Source organism: Larkinella fluvii (assembly GCF_051857545.1).
In the GTDB taxonomy this organism is placed as follows: domain Bacteria; phylum Bacteroidota; class Bacteroidia; order Cytophagales; family Spirosomataceae; genus Larkinella.
In genome coordinates, this window is sequence record NZ_JBPZHB010000017.1 from 1 (window position 1) to 15631 (window position 15631).

Below are 15631 nucleotides of genomic sequence, written 5' to 3' on the forward strand. Positions count from 1 at the left end.
AGAACTACAAGCCAACGTCATTCTGGAAGTGCTCGACTTACCCAACGGTGTTGAGCTACTCAGAAAATACTTAGCACACCAAGCCCGAAGGAGTTAAAACAATCCTTCGTACAGTACTGATTCAGTATTCGATATTTATTCATTTCAACTACACAAAGTGTATTCCATGATTCTTGGCATCGGCCACGAACTCTTTCACTTTTTGTTCTTCATCTTTGGGGCAGATCATCAGAACACCGTCGAATTCAGCGACGATGTAGCCTTCCAGGCCGCTGATCACGACCAGCTTGCCCTTCGGTGTTTTGATGATGCTGTTGTTGGTATTGTAGAGCATGTGGGTACCGTCCGTGACGTTTTCATTCTCGTCTTTTTCGGATACTTCATACAGCGACTTCCACGTTCCCAAATCCGACCAGCCAAAATCACTCAGCACGACATAAACGTTGCCGGCTTTTTCCATAATCCCGTTGTCGATGGAGATGTTTTTGCATAGCGAATAGGCTTTGTTGATAAACGAATGCTCCTTTTCGGTGAAATACCACTCGTCGCCCTCGGCAAAAATCTCCGCCGTTTCGGGCATGTAGCTCTCGAAGGCTTTGCGAACGGCCTGTACGTTCCAGACAAAAATACCGGCATTCCAGACAAATTCTCCACTTTCCACAAACTGTTTGGCCAGTTCCAGGTGCGGTTTTTCGGTGAACGTCTTCACCTTTTTACTGCCTTGATTGTCCGAGTCCGGGATATACTGGATGTAGCCATAACCGGTATCGGGGCGGCTGGGCTGGATGCCGAGCGTAACCAGAATATCCTGGGTGGCTGTGGCTGCCAGCGCAATCCGGATCGTGTCTCTGAACTCCTCTTCTTTCAAAATAATATGGTCGGCCGGCGCAACGACCATGTTGGCTTCGGGATCCTGCTGGGCAATTTTGTAGGCTGCGTAGGCAATGCAGGGAGCGGTATTCCGGCGGACGGGTTCACACAGAATCTGATCGTCGCTGAGATACGGGAGTTGTTCTTTCACTAGTTGCTGGTACTCGGCACTGGTCACAATATAAATATGCTCTTTCGGGCAGATTCCCTCGAAGCGGTCGGCGGTTTGCTGGAGGAGCGACTTTCCGGTTCCAAGAACGTCGTGAAATTGCTTGGGGTTGTTGGTACGACTAAACGGCCAGAAGCGGGTTCCGACTCCGCCAGCCATGATAACGACATAGGTATGGTTCATAGTGAAGAATTCTGTGTATGGGATTAACCCTCTAAATTGAAGAAGGGGTTCCTAAACTACAAGGAATGCGTTAAAAAGTTAGTTAAGAGGGGACTTTCTTATTGAAACACCAAATCGAATTATCGGACAAATATACGCAATCGCAAAATTAATGCGGTCGGAGGGAGGTCTTGATTTCGTTAAATGAACACTGCAGGGTGGGCAATGGATAAAAACCAGTGAAGAACGTATATGGATCAGCCTGGTATTCAGGGGCAATACGGCTTGTCTACATAAAAACTTAATTTGTTAATCTATTGATATTCAATTGCTTGAATAATAATTTAACAATTTAATCACGGGTTTGTGCTAATTTTTGGCATTTATTGTAATTTTCTCCCGTTCCCCTTTCCGGAACGTATGAACCGTTGTTTAACTGGCCGTGATTATGAAAAAAAGCAGTACTCAGCTTGCCTTTGCCGTTGTATTCAATTTCTTGGTTACCATAAGTTGTTTTGCACAAACAAAAGTTTCAGGAACGGTAACTGAAAGCAACACCAAAATTCCCCTGATCGGGGTGAGTATAACCATAAAGGGAACGGTGGCCGGTACAATTACCGATGCCAAAGGGCAATTTGCCTTAACGACCTCAGCTTCGGGGCCGTTGACCGTGGTGGTTTCATCGGTGGGTTTTCAAACCCGGGAGATCGCCGTTGGCAACCAGTCGGACTTGAAAATCGAACTCAGCGAGCAGGTGATGCTGGGGCAGGAAGTGATTGTGTCGGCGTCACGGGTGGAAGAAAGTGTGATGCAATCGCCGGTTTCGGTCGAGAAAATGGACATCCGGGCCATTCAGTCGGCACCAGCCGCCACCTTCTACGATGCCCTGCTTAACCTGAAAGGCGTCGACATGAGCACCCAGAGTTTGATGTTCCGTTCAGTGAACGTGCGGGGGTTTAGTGCCAACGGCAACACGCGGGTGGTGCAGTTGGTCGACGGCATGGACAACCAGGCGCCGGGGCTGAACTTTTCGGTTGGCAACATTGCTGGTATGTCAGAACTGGACGTCGAAAGCGTCGAACTGTTGCCCGGCGCGGCTTCGGCACTCTATGGTCCGAACGCGATCAACGGGTTGCTGCTGATGACGAGCAAAAATCCGTTTCAGTACCAGGGCTTGAGCGCGTATGCCAAAACCGGTATTATGTCGGCCAGCAACCGCAGTACGGCCACCACGCCTTTCTACGATGCGGGCATTCGCTACGCCAAAGCATTCAACAACCGGCTGGCTTTCAAGCTCAGTGCTTCCTACATCAGCGCAACCGACTGGCAGGCAACCGACACCCGCGACCAGAGTTTTGCGAACGGATTTTCGTTGGGGAATGGCAACCGCCAGAGCAATCCGGGGTACGATGGCATCAACATTTATGGTGATGCCAGTGCCAATCTGAACGCTTTTCAAAGCACAGTGGCGCAGCTTTTGCCGCTTCCCGTCGCTCAGATCGCCCTGATTTCGCCGGACCTGGCCCGCATCATCGGGGGCGTCAACCAACTTTCGGCGGCCACCAACATTCCGGCTACGCAGATCGTCAACGATGTGCTGTTGCCCAACGTAACGGTTTCCCGAACGGGCTACCACGAAGGCGATCTGATCAATTACAAAGTCAGTAGTCTGAAGCTAAACGGCGCGCTCCATTACCGCATCAACGACAATCTGGAGGCTATTTTGCAAGGCAACTGGGGAAGCGGGACAACTGCCTATACCGGTCAGGACCGCTATTATATTAAAGGTTTCAGCATTGGTCAGTATAAAGCCGAATTACGCGGGTCCAACTTTTTCATCCGGGGCTACACCACCCAGGAACGTTCCGGCGATTCGTTTGCCATCGGGATTTTGGGGCAGGGCATCAACGAAGCCTGGAAGCCCAGCCTGGACCAGAGCAATTTAGTGGGGTCGTGGTTCCCGCAGTATGCGTTTGCCTACGCCGGTGGCGCTTTGCAAACCTTCAGCACGGCGCTCCAGCAGGCGCTGGCCACCAATCCGGCCACAGCCTATCAAACCGCGCTCAACGCCGTGAATGCGGTTTCCGGCACCTTGCACACTACCGCCCGCACCACCGCCGATCAGGGGCGGTTTTTGCCGGGAACGGAACCATTCAACCAGGCTTTGACGACGGTGACGGGGCGGCCGCTGCCCGGTTCATTGCCCAACCTCGGGGCGAAATTTATGGACAAAACGAACCTCTACCACGGGGAGTTTATGTACAACTTCACCAGGCTGATCGATCCGAAAACGGTCGAAATTCTGGTGGGTGGAAATTACCGCCAGTACGCCCTGAATTCCAGCGGAACCATTTTTGCGCTCGACGAAAACAATAACGAGTATCGAATCAATGAGTTTGGCGGCTACGCGCAGGCTTCCAAAACCGTGGCCGAAATCCTGAAGCTGACGGGTTCGGTTCGGTACGATAAAAACAGCAATTTTAAGGGGCAGTTTAGTCCCCGGTTGTCGGCGGTTTTGACGCTGGCGAAGTCCCACAACATCCGGGCGTCGTTTCAGCGTGGTTTCCGGATTCCGACAACGCAGTCTCAGTACATCGACCTGAACACGCCCACGAGCCACTTGATTGGCGGGTTGAAGCAGTTCAGAGACAAGTACAATTTTGGAACCAATCCGGCCTATACGCTGGAGTCGGTTCGGGCCTTTGGCGATGCGCTGCAAAAAGGAACTGCGTTGCCACAGGCGTCTCAACTGCTGCAACGCTACCAGGACGCCCAGTGGGATCCGGAGCGGGTGGAAACCTACGAGATTGGTTATAAGGCGCTTGTCAAGAATAAGTTATTCATTGATGCCTATTATTATTACAACCGCTTCCTGAATTTTGAAGGGATTCAGGCTACCGTTCAGGGTACCCAACCGGCCACAGTCGACAACCCGGCTTCGCTGCTTCAGCTTCTGAGCAGCACCACGCGAACCACCTACGGTTTTTATGTCAATGCGCCGGTGCAGGTGAAAAACCACGGCTGGGCCGTCAGTGCCGATTATTTGCTGCCCGGTAATTTCGTTGTTGGAGGCAATGTGGCCTACAATGCGCTGGCGGATCGTGACAAACTGCCGACCGGTTTTGTAACCTTCTTTAATTCGCCCAAATACCGGTACAATCTATCGGTGAGTAACCGCAACATTCGCAACAGCGGTATTGGGTTTAACGTTGTTTTCCGGCACCAGGATTCGTTTTTGTGGGAATCGAGTTTTGCCAATCCTGAAGCGACACTGCTCCGGCAAACCGTTATTCCGGCCTTCGGTTCCCTCGACGCACAGGTGAGCAAACGCATTCCGGGGATCAAGTCGGTTTTGAAAGTGGGCGGTACGAATGTGCTGGGCAAATTGTATACCCAGGCGTGGGGTAATCCAGGCGTAGGCGGGATGTATTACGTTTCGCTGACGTTCGATGAGCTGATGAACCGGTAAAAGTCCGGCCGACGGCCCTGTTAGGGCTGTCGGCTTTTCAGGTGCTGGCGATCCGAATCAAATCTTCCGCGTTGTTGACGATCGTGGTGTTGGACGGGGTGCGAATATCCTGACCAACCACCTGATACCCCGTAAACAGCAGATGAGCGTCCGGGAAAGCGTTGGCTAATTTATCGACATACGGCTGCACCTCGTGGTTGCTGGGCGACGACGTAATGGACGCGAAGATACAGTCCGGTTTATGCAATTTGTAGGCAAATTCCAACTCCCTGAACGGCAGACTCTGGCCCAGGTAAATCACTTTGTTGTTCCGCGCCCGGATCACATAATTGGCAAACAGCAACCCGATTTCGTGCAACTCGCCTTCCGGTAAAAAAAGCAGGTATTTTTTAGACAAGGGGTGTTGTTTGTTCACCTGACCGTCGATGGCAACGATGATTTTCTGGCGAATCAGATTCGACATGAAATGCTCCTGCGCCGGGCCGATAGAACCCGTTACCCAGAGCGTACCGATCCGGCTGAGGAAAGGATAGATGATGTGGATCATCGTGTTTTCGAAGCCAAACTGTAGAATGTTGGTACTGATTATTTTCTCAAACCGATCTTCATCCAGATCGATCATCGAAATGGTCAGGGCATGAATCTGATCCGGGTAATTGAGCTTCCGATCCGAAATCGTCATCACCTCGCTGGTCATTTCGCTCAGCGACATTTTAGAAATCTCGGAGATTTTAAAACCGTGGTCTTTCAGGAGCGAAATATTGAGGACCAGTTTCAAATCCAGGTCATCGTAAGTGCGAATGTTGGTGTCAGTCCGCTTAGGCGAAATGATATTATAGCGTTGTTCCCAGATCCGAAGCGTGTGGGCTTTGATTCCGGATAGCTGCTCCAGATCCTTGATCGAGTAATTACTCATGGGAATTGTACAAATTATAGTTGACCTAAGCCATTTGATTTGAAAAACAAGCGACGTATAAGCGTCATTATGTGCAATTCAATCAAATTAGACCCTATAAAACCAGGGACAAGATACCAAAGATTGTTAATATATTACAATGTCAGGTGGTTAAAAATTGTAATAATCGGATATTGAATAAACGCCAATCAATCATATATAACCGTCTGGGACTAAAAATGTTTATGGTTTAGTCAGGAAGAATACCAGATTCATAGCGGCAAAAAACAGAAACTGGAGAATTAGCAAGGGTAACGCCAGGCGGTTTTGCTTGCGAAAAGGCAAACCGTACCAGATGCCGAGTATGATCAGTGACACGATCCACCAGCCCAGGTAATTTCGGATCGGGACATCGGCTTCGAACCAGTTCCAGAAATCGAGACGGATGGCAACCGGCTCAATCAGGAGATCGAGCAATACCATCAGTGAGGCCGCCACCATTGTTTTTAGATACACCCGGAGCGGCAAGGCATCGCAAATGACCCCACAGCAATAGGTCAGCATCAGCCAGTTAATGCCAATCACAACGGGAACGTCCCAGAGTTTCCAGCCGAGGGTTTCGCCGTAGACGTAATTACCAAACACAAAACCGGTATGCACGCCCAGGACTTCAATCAGAAAACCCCACAAAATGGCCAGAATGCAGTAAAACCGGAAAGACGGTTTCCAGTCGGTATGAAACGCCAGCAACAGCAGGAGAGAGCCCAACAGGTTATACGGCACGAGGCTGCGGAAGAGCGGAGCCAGCGAGGGCGTTTGCAACCCGATGACGCCTGCGGTATAGGCCAGGATGAGGAGCGTCAGCACGGGGCGGTAAAATCGATCGGGCATGACGGAGTGGTTGGGTGAAAGGATCAAAAAACGAAGCGAAAAGACGTAAAAAAGGCCCTGTCAAAAACAGGGCCATCAGGAGGGAGAAAGACGGGTCTCGAACCCGCGACCTCCAGAACCACAATCTGGCGCTCTAACCAACTGAGCTACATCCTCCGTATTATGACGCAAAAGTAATAAAAAATGATGAATGATGAATGATGGACGATGAAAATTTATTCGCTAGTTCCATTCATCATCCATCATTCATCGTTGGGTTTCTTAAACCGCTTTCGTATACCGGTCGTCGGCGCCTTTCCAGTCGACAAGGTTCCACCAGGCGGCAATGTAGTCGGGGCGTTTGTTCTGGTATTTCAGGTAATAGGCGTGTTCCCAAACGTCCAGACCGAGGATGGGCGTGCCTTTTACTTCGGCGATGTCCATCAGCGGGTTATCCTGATTCGGGGTTGAGGTCACGGCCAGTTCACCGTCGGCCGTAACGATCAGCCACGCCCAGCCTGAACCGAAACGCGTGGTTGCGGCTTTGGTAAATTCTTCTTTGAACGCATCGAATGAACCGAATTTCTGCGTAATGGCTTCGGCCAGTTTGCCGGTGGGCTCACCACCGCCGTCGGGCGACAGAATGCCCCAGAAAAACGTATGATTCCAATGGCCTCCACCATTATTCCGAACTGCCACCGGATATTTGCTGATGTCGGCGACCAGCTCTTCGATCGACTTGCCTTCCAATTCGGTGCCTTTCACCGCATTGTTGAGGTTGGTCACATACGCATTGTGGTGCTTGCCGTGGTGAATTTCCATCGTCTGTTGGTCGATGTTGGGTTCCAGCGCATTGCTCGGATAAGGCAGGGGAGCTAATTCAAAAGCCATATTATGATTTGTTATAAGGTTAGACATACATGAAAGTTGTCAAACGCGATAACAGCGACTTTTTCATTTATGTTCGTAAGCCTCGAAAAAAGTTACTCAGCAAGTGCATACTTTCGTCGGCCAAAATGCCCGTTGTGAGCCGGGTTTTGGGATGAAGCAGCGACGGTTTTACATTGGAATACCCCCTTTTAGGATCGGGAGCGCCAATAACGATGCGCCCGATTTGCGCCCAGAACAACGCACCCGCACACATTGGACACGGTTCCAGGGTTACATACAAGATGCAATCGGTCAGGTATTTAGAACCCAGAAATTGTTCGGCCGACGTCAGGGCGAGCAGTTCGGCGTGGGCCGTTACGTCGGTTAGCCGCTCGGTCTGGTTATACCCTTTGGCAATAACCCGGTTTCGGCATACGACGACGGCCCCGACCGGAATTTCGCCTTCTTCAAACGCATATTCCGCCTGTTGCAGGGCCATTCCCATGAAGTACTCGTCGTTGAACATCCGCCGGAACGTTTCTGGTCAGGCTACGGAGGTAGCCTGATCAAAAGTTACTGTTTCATGATTTTCCGAACCGTGGTCCGGTTGCCAATCTGGATTTGCAGGAAATAGGTGCCGGCCGCCTGCTGGCTCAAATCCAGTTTGGTTTGGCGTTGCCGGGTCGTCAGTTGTTTGGAAATGCGGCCGGTTTCATCGGACAACTGAAGTTTCGCAGGGTCTTTTTGCAGGGGAAGGTCGATGTCGATGGTCAGGATGGTTTCGGTCGGAACCGGGAACACCTTGACGGCGGTGATGAGCGGGTCCGGCTCCAGACCCAGCACGGGCAGTACCCGCACAATGGCCGTTCCCGTTGCCGTACCATTGCCACAACCGTTCGATACCGAAACCGCTTTGTAGGTCGTCGATTTAACCGGCGTTACCGTAATCAGATGCGGGTTGGTGCTGGTTGTGATTTGGGTCGTTTTCAGGCTGTCTGAATACGCAAACGTCCAGGGACCGTCGCCCGTCAGGGCAAAGGAAAGCGGAGTGCCTTCGTTGTCATAAATGTCTTTCGAACCCGTCAGCGTAACCGTCGGCAGCGCGCGGATATTCAGAATGGTTGGACTGCTGCTGCCCGGCACCGGCACCTGCGGGTTGGTGGCCGTAACCCGTATCCGGTACAGCCCCTGCGCCAGTGTGGTCGGAATGGGGGCCGTAATCGGGCTTTGCAGGGCACCGGTCAGAATCTCCGTTTTATTGATAAAAGCTGTGTCCGAAACGGGGGCCATCTCGACCCGGAATGTATTCCCATTGGTAAATTGCCCGACAGCGGTGAAAGGAACCTGAATTTGCGTACCGACACAAATGGTGGTGACCGACAACGGGCTGGTCGTAACGGTCGGGACAACGGCATTGACCGTAAACGTTCCGACGGGCGTTCCGGCCCCGCAGGAATTGGTGATGTTGGTCACCCGGTAGATGGTGGTTTTGCTCGTTGGCAATAGATTGATTACCTGTTGATTGGTCTCGGATTTTCCGCTGGTGCCGTCCGACAGCGTATAGCTAAACGGCGGAACGCTGGTGAATGAGATCGTCACCGGAACCGTATTGCCCAGGTTGACCGTCGTCGTGCCTTCAATTTTCGCCGTGGGCGGTGCGTTGACAATCAGTTTGATTTCGGACTTCCGGCTTTCGCAGCCATTGGCACCGGTTTGTGTCACAAAATAGGAGTCTCCTTCGGGTTTGGTCGAAATATTGGTGGTCGGTGGCGTCGGCGTTGCGGATGATGTAGTGCTATAGGGATTGGTCCACTTCAGATTCGTTCCCGTAGCCTCGAGCGGTTTGGCGGTGGCATTCTGGCAGTAAATAACCGGCGTAACGACCGTTGGCTTGGGGGTAACGTTGACAGTGTAGGTTACCGGTGCTTTCTGACTTTCACAACCGTTGCTGGTTTGTGTGACGCTATACGTAAAGACGCGTTGTTCTTCAACGTTGGTGGTGGGTCGCGGGGCTTCTCCCAATCCGTTTCCGTTGGCATCAAACCACTTGAGGGCTTCGCCGGTGGCTGCCAGGGTTTGTTCCGGCGCATCCTGGCAAACGGTTTTATTTTCTACACCCGGCAGGGCCGGCTGCGGTTTAACGACGACTTTAGCCGGGGTCCGGGGGCTTTCGCAGAGATCGACCGTCTGTGTGACGTAAAATGTAAACGTTCCGGGGGTATTGGTTGTTTGGACCGGAGCTGCGCCCGTGGCGGAACCGCCGGTTTGAGCCGTATACCACTTTAAATTCTGGCCGTTAGCCGCTAACGTGACGGATGCCGTGTTCTGGCAAACTTCAGGAAGCGTGGGGACGCCGGGAACGGCGGGAGTCGGGAAAATCTTGACTTTGATCGGACCCCGGTCGCTTTCACAACCGTTTGCCCCGTTTTGACTCACATAAAAGGTGAAATCCGCCGGAGATTGTGTGTTGGGAGTCGGAGCGGCTGTCAATGAAGATGGCCCCGACGCCGTTCCATACCATTTTAGCGAGCCACCGGCTTCAGGCACGGCTGTTAACGGAACCGAAGGTTCGCTTTGGCAATACCGGATGTCCTGCGTGGTTGGAACCGCCGGTTTTGCTTTGACGGTAACGACTACGTTAGCCCGCTCGCTTTCGCATCCGGCCAGGGTCTGGCTAAAGTAGTAGGTAAAAGATCCTTCCGTATTCGTCGATGGCGTAGGTGCATTCAACGAAGCCGTACCGCCCGTGGCACTGGTTCCGTACCAGTTTGCGATGCTGCCCGTGCTGAAAGAAGCCGACAGCGGAACCGACGGTGACCCCTGGCAATAGCTGAGACTCGCACCCGCCGTAGGAGCTGCCGGTTGTGGTTTTACCGTTACGGCCAATGCCGCCCGCGGCCCTTCGCACCCATTAATGGTCTGGCTGACGTAGTACGTGGTTGTTCCGGTTGCACTCGTGGGTGGTGTTGGTCCGGTGTCTGATGCGGTTCCGCCGGTAGCCGCAGTACCATACCATTTTAAGGCACCCACCCCGGTTACGGTTGCCGTCAGGGCCGTTGCCGGCTGATTTTGACAAACCGATAGGGGCGCTACACCGGGAGCGGTAGGGGTGGCATAAACCGTTATGGCAATGCTGGCCCGGTTACTTTCGCAGCCACCCACGGTTTGACTGACGTAATACATCGTTGTTCCGGGCGTCGTTGTGGCCGGAATCGGTGCCACCGCATTGGCAGTTCCTCCGGTCGCGTTCGTGCCATACCAGTTTATGGTTCCTCCGCTGCTGACCACCGCCGATAGCTGTGTGGCCACGATTCCCTGGCAATAGCTAAAGGAAGTCGCAACGGCTGGCGCAGCGGGTTTGGGGGTAACGGTTACGGCAATGGCGGCTCGCGGCCCTTCGCAGCCGTTGACGGTTTGACTGACGTAATAATTGGTGGTACCGGCCGTAGTGGTCGTCGGTACGCTGGCAACGCCCGAAGCCGTACCGCCGGTTTGATTGGTTCCGTACCAGTTTAAGGTGCCACCGGAACTGGGTGTCGCAACCAAACCAGCAGCCGTAATATCCTGGCAATAAGCGGGTGGCGTAGTGGTTCCGGGGGCGGCTGGGATGCTTTTTACCGTCACAACCAGGGCGGCTCGGGGGCCTTCACAGCCGCTGACGGTTTGGCTAACGTAATACGTTGTAGTGCCTGTGGCACTTGTGGGTGGGGTTGGTGCGGTGTCGGATGCGGTTCCGCCGGTTTGGCTGGTGCCATACCAATTGAGCGTTCCCCCGCTGGATGGGGTTGCCGTTAACGCCGATGAGGAAACGTTCTGGCAAAAGCTGAGGGCACTGACACCGGGAGCGGCTGGTGCGGCTTTAATCGTGACGGCAATTACCGCACGGTCGCTTTCGCAACCACCAGCGGTTTTCTGGCTAACATAATAATTGGTGGTACCGGCGGCTGTGGTTAAAGGCGTTGGAACCGTAGTTGAACCAACTCCTCCGGTTGCATTGGTTCCATACCAACTCAGCGTGTTACTGCCACTTGGGGTGGCGGATAGAGCAGGAACCGGCGTACCCAGGCAAACTGAAACCGGCGTGACGACGGTCGGAGGTGCCGGTTTGGCCGTAACGGTGACCACAATGCCGGTTCGGGGGCCTTCGCAGGTTCCGATGGACTGGCTGACGTAATATGTAACGGTGCCAACGGCATCCGTCGACGGTGTCGGAGCAATGGAAGAAGCGGTTCCGCCGGTTTGACTGGTGCCGTACCAATTCAGCGTGGCACCGCCGGTTGCCGTCGCACTTAGTGGAGACGCGGGGGAACTCTGACAATAAACCGGTGCGGCTCCGGTGGTCGGAGCGGCTGGAACACCACTAACCGTAACGGTAATATCTCCCCTCGGTCCCTCACAACCGTTGATCGTTTGGCTCACATAATAGGTGGTAGTTCCAGCGGCAGCCGCAGAAGGCGTGGGTGCCGTTGGTGCAGAACTTCCTCCGGAGGCACTGGTTCCCCACCATCTCAGGGTTGCGCCTGCGCTGGCCGTAGCAGTCAGGGAGGCCGGTGTTGCGCCCACGCAATAGGCCAGGTCGGCAGTTCCCGGTGCCGCTGGTATAGCCGTAATGGTTAAGGGGGTGGCACTGACGCTTCCATTGACCGCCGGGTTGGTCGATACCACCCGAACGCGGTAACCGGTCCCGTTAAGTCCGTTTGGAATAGTGCCGGTCAGCGGGCTGGTAGCGCCGGTTCCGATGTCGGTATAGGTGTTTCCTGTTGCCGGAGCAAGCTGGAGTTTAAATTGATTCCCGGCCGCAAATGTTCCCGAAGCGGTTGAGGTCGTAAACGGAACAGAAATGGTTCCTCCGGCGCAGACCGCAGACACCGACACGGCTCCTGTTGTAATCGTCTGGGCTGATGCCCTCCCAAAAATCCCTAAAACCACAACCAGCAAAAGCCAATACAAACGTAATGATTTATTCATACGGAACCAGATTAAGAAGAGGAGAAGCCTTTTAACTTCGTATTATTCAGAATATTTGCCCAAAAATACAAATTACATCGACTGATAAATAATCTCGTGAATTTGTCGGCGAATTTTTTGGGTATTGATCAGGGTATTGCCTGCGCTGGGATTGACGCGATTGGATAGAAAAATGAAGACAAGGTCATAGTCCGGATCTACCCAGACCACATTTCCGGTAAAGCCCGTATGGCCAAACGAGCGGGGTGACACCTGCGTGGCATGATATACACTGTTGCCGTCGACTTCGGGTTTATCCCACCCCAGCACGCGGTGGCTGCGGTCGCTTTGCGTTTTGACAAAAAGCGGTACGGTGCCGGGCATTAAAAACCGCTTTCCGCCGTAATTACCCCTTTGCAGGTTCATTTGCAGGATTTTGGCAATATCGTTGGCATCGCCAAAAAGCCCGGCATGGCCCGACAAACCGCCCTGCAAAGCCGCGAGCTGGTCGTGAACCGTGCCTTGCAGCAGGGAGTTGCGGAAATACGTATCCTGCTCGGTGGGCGCAATCCGGCAATTCGGGTGGCACTGGAGCGGATTGAAACAGAGCGTTGAAATGCCCAGGGGTTTGTACAGGTTTAAATCCAGAAAACCATCCAGCGGTTGTTGGGCCACCCGCTCGACGAGTTTTTGCAGGATCACAAAACTTAAATCGCTGTAAACGTAATTGTAACGCCCGCTTTCATCGACGCGGTTGGTCAATGGTGTCCGGACAATCCATTGCCAGATCGAATCGCGCAGGGCCGGGGGCGCAAACAGGTTCGGACCTACCTGTAGTGAATAAAGCGTGTCGCGGGTAGAGCGGAAACTCGACATGCCCGGCGCCTTCGACCGTTCGATGGCCCGCGACAAACCCGCCGGCAAACCGGTCTGGTGCAGCAACACGTCGCTGACGGTCATGTTGCGTTTGCTGTTGTTCTGAAATTCGGGCAGATAATACGCCACTTTCTGGTTTAGGTCGATGGCTCCGCGTTCATTCAGCAGCATCACCGCCTGGAGAGTCGCCAGCACTTTCGTGAGCGAAGCCAGATCATATAATGTTTCGTCGGTTACGCGCTCGGCATTGTTGTAGGCCAGCGTACCGAAGCTTTTGTCAAAAACCACTTTGCCTTTGCGTGCCACCAGCACCTGACAGCCGGGGAAGGCCCGGTCGCGGATGGCTTTCTGAACGACGGTTTCAATGTGCCGCAACTGCCCGGAGCGCATTCCGACGCTTTCGGGCAGGCTGTAGGCCAGCCGTTGACTGGGTGCGGTCAGCAACCCGTTGCCGATGCGCCATTCGCCGATGGTGACCGGCATCACGCCTTTGGCCGGAACCGCCCCAAAAATAATCTGGGGAACCACGCGCTGCATTTCTTCACCGTCTTCGTACGCACACAAAACCGCATCGGCTTCTGTACCGATGAACGGACGAAGGGCATAGGCCGGCCCAAAGGCACATACCACCACCCGAACGCCTTTCTGCTTCAACCGGCTGATCAGATTCAGGGATGCGTTGGTGACGCCGTAGTTCCACTTGGCCGACGGACTCATCCGGTGGAAACTGACTACCACCAGATTGGCATCGCCCACCTGGGTCAGCATTTCCTCGACGTTGTGATCGCCCGACGGTTTTTCGCCGTAGGTAACCTGCTTGAAGGGGGCATACCGTCCCAACATTTTCTGGAACGCGTTGCCATAATCGGTACCGATTGAAATCGACGCCATCCGCAGCGTATCGAGCGAATGAACCGGCAGGACGTTGTTCGTATTTTTAACCAGCGTAACGGCCTGTTCGCACAGCTCCTGTTTGAGCAACTGGGCTTCCGACGAATTCAGGTCGCGGCTGAGGTTTTCGAGCTGGATGGGCTGGTATTTGTTCAAACCCGTCCAGTATTTGGCGCGTAGAATTTTCTTAACTTTTTCGTCAATCAATTCCTGCGAAATCCGCCCTTTTTCAACGGCTTCGGCAATGCGGTGAACGGCGTCGGGAACATTTTCGGGGTAGAGTAACACGTCATTTCCCGCCATCAACGCCCGCAGATTGATTTCTTCGGCAGGTAGTTTACCAATACCGCCCATGTTGAGCGCGTCCGTGAAGACCAGACCCCGGAATCCTAACTCTTTCTTTAAGAGGTCGGTAACAATTTTTTCGGATAAGGTAGCCGCCAGCCGGGGGGTGTTATCGACTACCGGAACGTGCAGGTGGCCCGTCACAACGCCCATCAGACTATCCGCGATCAGTTTGCGGAACGGATACAGATCGATGTCATTTAATTGCGTAACGGAGCGGTTAATGGTCGGAAGTGTCAGGTGGGAGTCGCTGCTGGCGTCGCCGTGGCCGGGGAAATGCTTGGCGGTGGCAATCACGCGGGTATGTTGCAACCCTTTCATATACGCCGATGCTTTCAAAGCGACGTTTTCCCTCGATTCGCCGAACGAGCGGTTGCCAATAACCGGATTGGAGGGGTTGCTGTTGATGTCGGAAACGGGAGCAAAGTTGATGTGAATGCCCAGCCGCTTGCACTGGCGGCCAATTTCGGCGCCCATGCGGTAGATCACCGACGTGTCATAGATCGCCCCCAGCGTCATTTGCTTCGGGAAATCCATGGTGCTGTCGAGCCGCATGCCGAGGCCCCATTCGCCGTCGATACCGATGAGAAGCGGAATGTTGGCGGCTGACTGATAGCGGTTGGTCAAAACCGCCTGGCGGTGGGGACCGCCCTGAAAGAAAATCAGCCCGCCAATGTTATAATGACGGACCAGCGTTTCGATGTATTGATAATGGGCTTCGTCCCGGTTCGAGAACGTCGCCACCATGAAGAACTGCCCGATTTTCTGCTCCTGGGTCATGTTCCGGAACACACTGTCGACCCACCGCGACTGCTGCGGGGCGGAACCCCACACCTCCACCGGATGCGCATGAATTTTATGACGCCATACCTCGGCTTTCGCTGCGCGTACCGGGGCTTTCTTTGAAAAAGAAGCCAGCAGATCCGTGGATGAGAAGGCATACCGCCAGCCTGATCCGTGCCACACAGGCCGGGTCGATCCGGAACGGTCCCATCCAAAAGCTGTCAAAAAACCGGCCAACAACAAAGCCAACACTACCCGAGAGACAACTTTAGTACGCATTTTGGTTAAGAAATACAGTTACGTCAGGTTGTACAGTTTATTCCATTCAAACGATAAAGTTAAGTAATTAACGAAAAGATGCCTAATAAAAACGCGTAACCCCTCGCCTATTTATTCATAAAACGACGGTTTTTATGAAAATATTTTTGCCGGAAATGGTGCGATTCCCGGGCGACAGGAGCGATTTTGGCTGTTAACGACTGCT

The 15631-nt window shown here is 53.3% G+C and carries 8 protein-coding genes and 1 tRNA gene; 1 reads left to right on the top strand and 8 read right to left on the bottom strand.

The annotated features are described in order from the left end of the window. Nucleotides 1-148 precede the first annotated feature (148 nt). On the bottom strand, nucleotides 149-1222 hold the full coding sequence (locus ACS5NO_RS30855; RefSeq protein ID WP_138995071.1) for a mannose-1-phosphate guanylyltransferase: 1074 nt from the start codon (nucleotides 1220-1222) through the stop codon (nucleotides 149-151). A gap of 427 nt (nucleotides 1223-1649) precedes the next feature. On the opposite strand from ACS5NO_RS30855, the gene ACS5NO_RS30860 reads away from it, so the two are divergent. Next, on the top strand, nucleotides 1650-4670 hold the full coding sequence (locus ACS5NO_RS30860) for a TonB-dependent receptor (RefSeq protein WP_439418687.1): 3021 nt from the start codon (nucleotides 1650-1652) through the stop codon (nucleotides 4668-4670). Between the two features lie 37 nt (nucleotides 4671-4707). Here ACS5NO_RS30860 and ACS5NO_RS30865 read toward each other — a convergent pair whose 3' ends face one another. The 7 genes from ACS5NO_RS30865 to ACS5NO_RS30895 form a co-directional block, all read right to left on the bottom strand. After that, nucleotides 4708-5586 carry a MerR family transcriptional regulator gene (locus ACS5NO_RS30865; protein WP_439418688.1) on the bottom strand — a complete coding sequence of 293 codons (879 nt, stop codon included), beginning with the start codon at nucleotides 5584-5586 and terminating at the stop codon, nucleotides 4708-4710. A gap of 222 nt (nucleotides 5587-5808) precedes the next feature. Further along, nucleotides 5809-6456: a carotenoid biosynthesis protein gene (locus ACS5NO_RS30870; RefSeq protein ID WP_439418689.1), complete on the bottom strand. Its 648-nt coding sequence runs from the start codon at nucleotides 6454-6456 to the stop codon at nucleotides 5809-5811. Between the two features lie 81 nt (nucleotides 6457-6537). Next, nucleotides 6538-6613, bottom strand: a tRNA-His gene (locus ACS5NO_RS30875). A 104-nt stretch (nucleotides 6614-6717) separates the two neighbouring features. Further along, nucleotides 6718-7326 (bottom strand): superoxide dismutase, encoded by a 609-nt coding sequence (locus tag ACS5NO_RS30880; protein ID WP_138995067.1) that lies wholly within the window; start codon nucleotides 7324-7326, stop codon nucleotides 6718-6720. Nucleotides 7327-7393: 67 nt separating this feature from the next. Next, on the bottom strand, nucleotides 7394-7831 hold the full coding sequence (locus tag ACS5NO_RS30885) for a nucleoside deaminase (RefSeq protein ID WP_150878510.1): 438 nt from the start codon (nucleotides 7829-7831) through the stop codon (nucleotides 7394-7396). A gap of 47 nt (nucleotides 7832-7878) precedes the next feature. After that, nucleotides 7879-12273 carry an Ig-like domain-containing protein gene (locus ACS5NO_RS30890; RefSeq protein WP_439418690.1) on the bottom strand — a complete coding sequence of 1465 codons (4395 nt, stop codon included), beginning with the start codon at nucleotides 12271-12273 and terminating at the stop codon, nucleotides 7879-7881. Between the two features lie 72 nt (nucleotides 12274-12345). Next, complete coding sequence (locus tag ACS5NO_RS30895) at nucleotides 12346-15426, bottom strand: serine hydrolase domain-containing protein (RefSeq protein WP_439418691.1); 3081 nt, start codon at nucleotides 15424-15426, stop codon at nucleotides 12346-12348. Between the last annotated feature and the right edge of the window lie 205 nt (nucleotides 15427-15631).

Bases quoted from the DNA above. Each gene is read 5' to 3' on its own strand.
- ACS5NO_RS30860 (WP_439418687.1), top strand. From the start codon at position 1,650: ATGAAAAAAAGCAGTACTCAGCTTGCCTTTGCCGTTGTATTCAATTTC.
- ACS5NO_RS30870 (WP_439418689.1), bottom strand. From the start codon at position 6,456: ATGCCCGATCGATTTTACCGCCCCGTGCTGACGCTCCTCATCCTGGCC.
- ACS5NO_RS30855 (WP_138995071.1), bottom strand. From the start codon at position 1,222: ATGAACCATACCTATGTCGTTATCATGGCTGGCGGAGTCGGAACCCGC.
- ACS5NO_RS30890 (WP_439418690.1), bottom strand. From the start codon at position 12,273: ATGAATAAATCATTACGTTTGTATTGGCTTTTGCTGGTTGTGGTTTTA.
- ACS5NO_RS30865 (WP_439418688.1), bottom strand. From the start codon at position 5,586: ATGAGTAATTACTCGATCAAGGATCTGGAGCAGCTATCCGGAATCAAA.
- ACS5NO_RS30885 (WP_150878510.1), bottom strand. From the start codon at position 7,831: ATGTTCAACGACGAGTACTTCATGGGAATGGCCCTGCAACAGGCGGAA.
- ACS5NO_RS30895 (WP_439418691.1), bottom strand. From the start codon at position 15,426: ATGCGTACTAAAGTTGTCTCTCGGGTAGTGTTGGCTTTGTTGTTGGCC.
- ACS5NO_RS30880 (WP_138995067.1), bottom strand. From the start codon at position 7,326: ATGGCTTTTGAATTAGCTCCCCTGCCTTATCCGAGCAATGCGCTGGAA.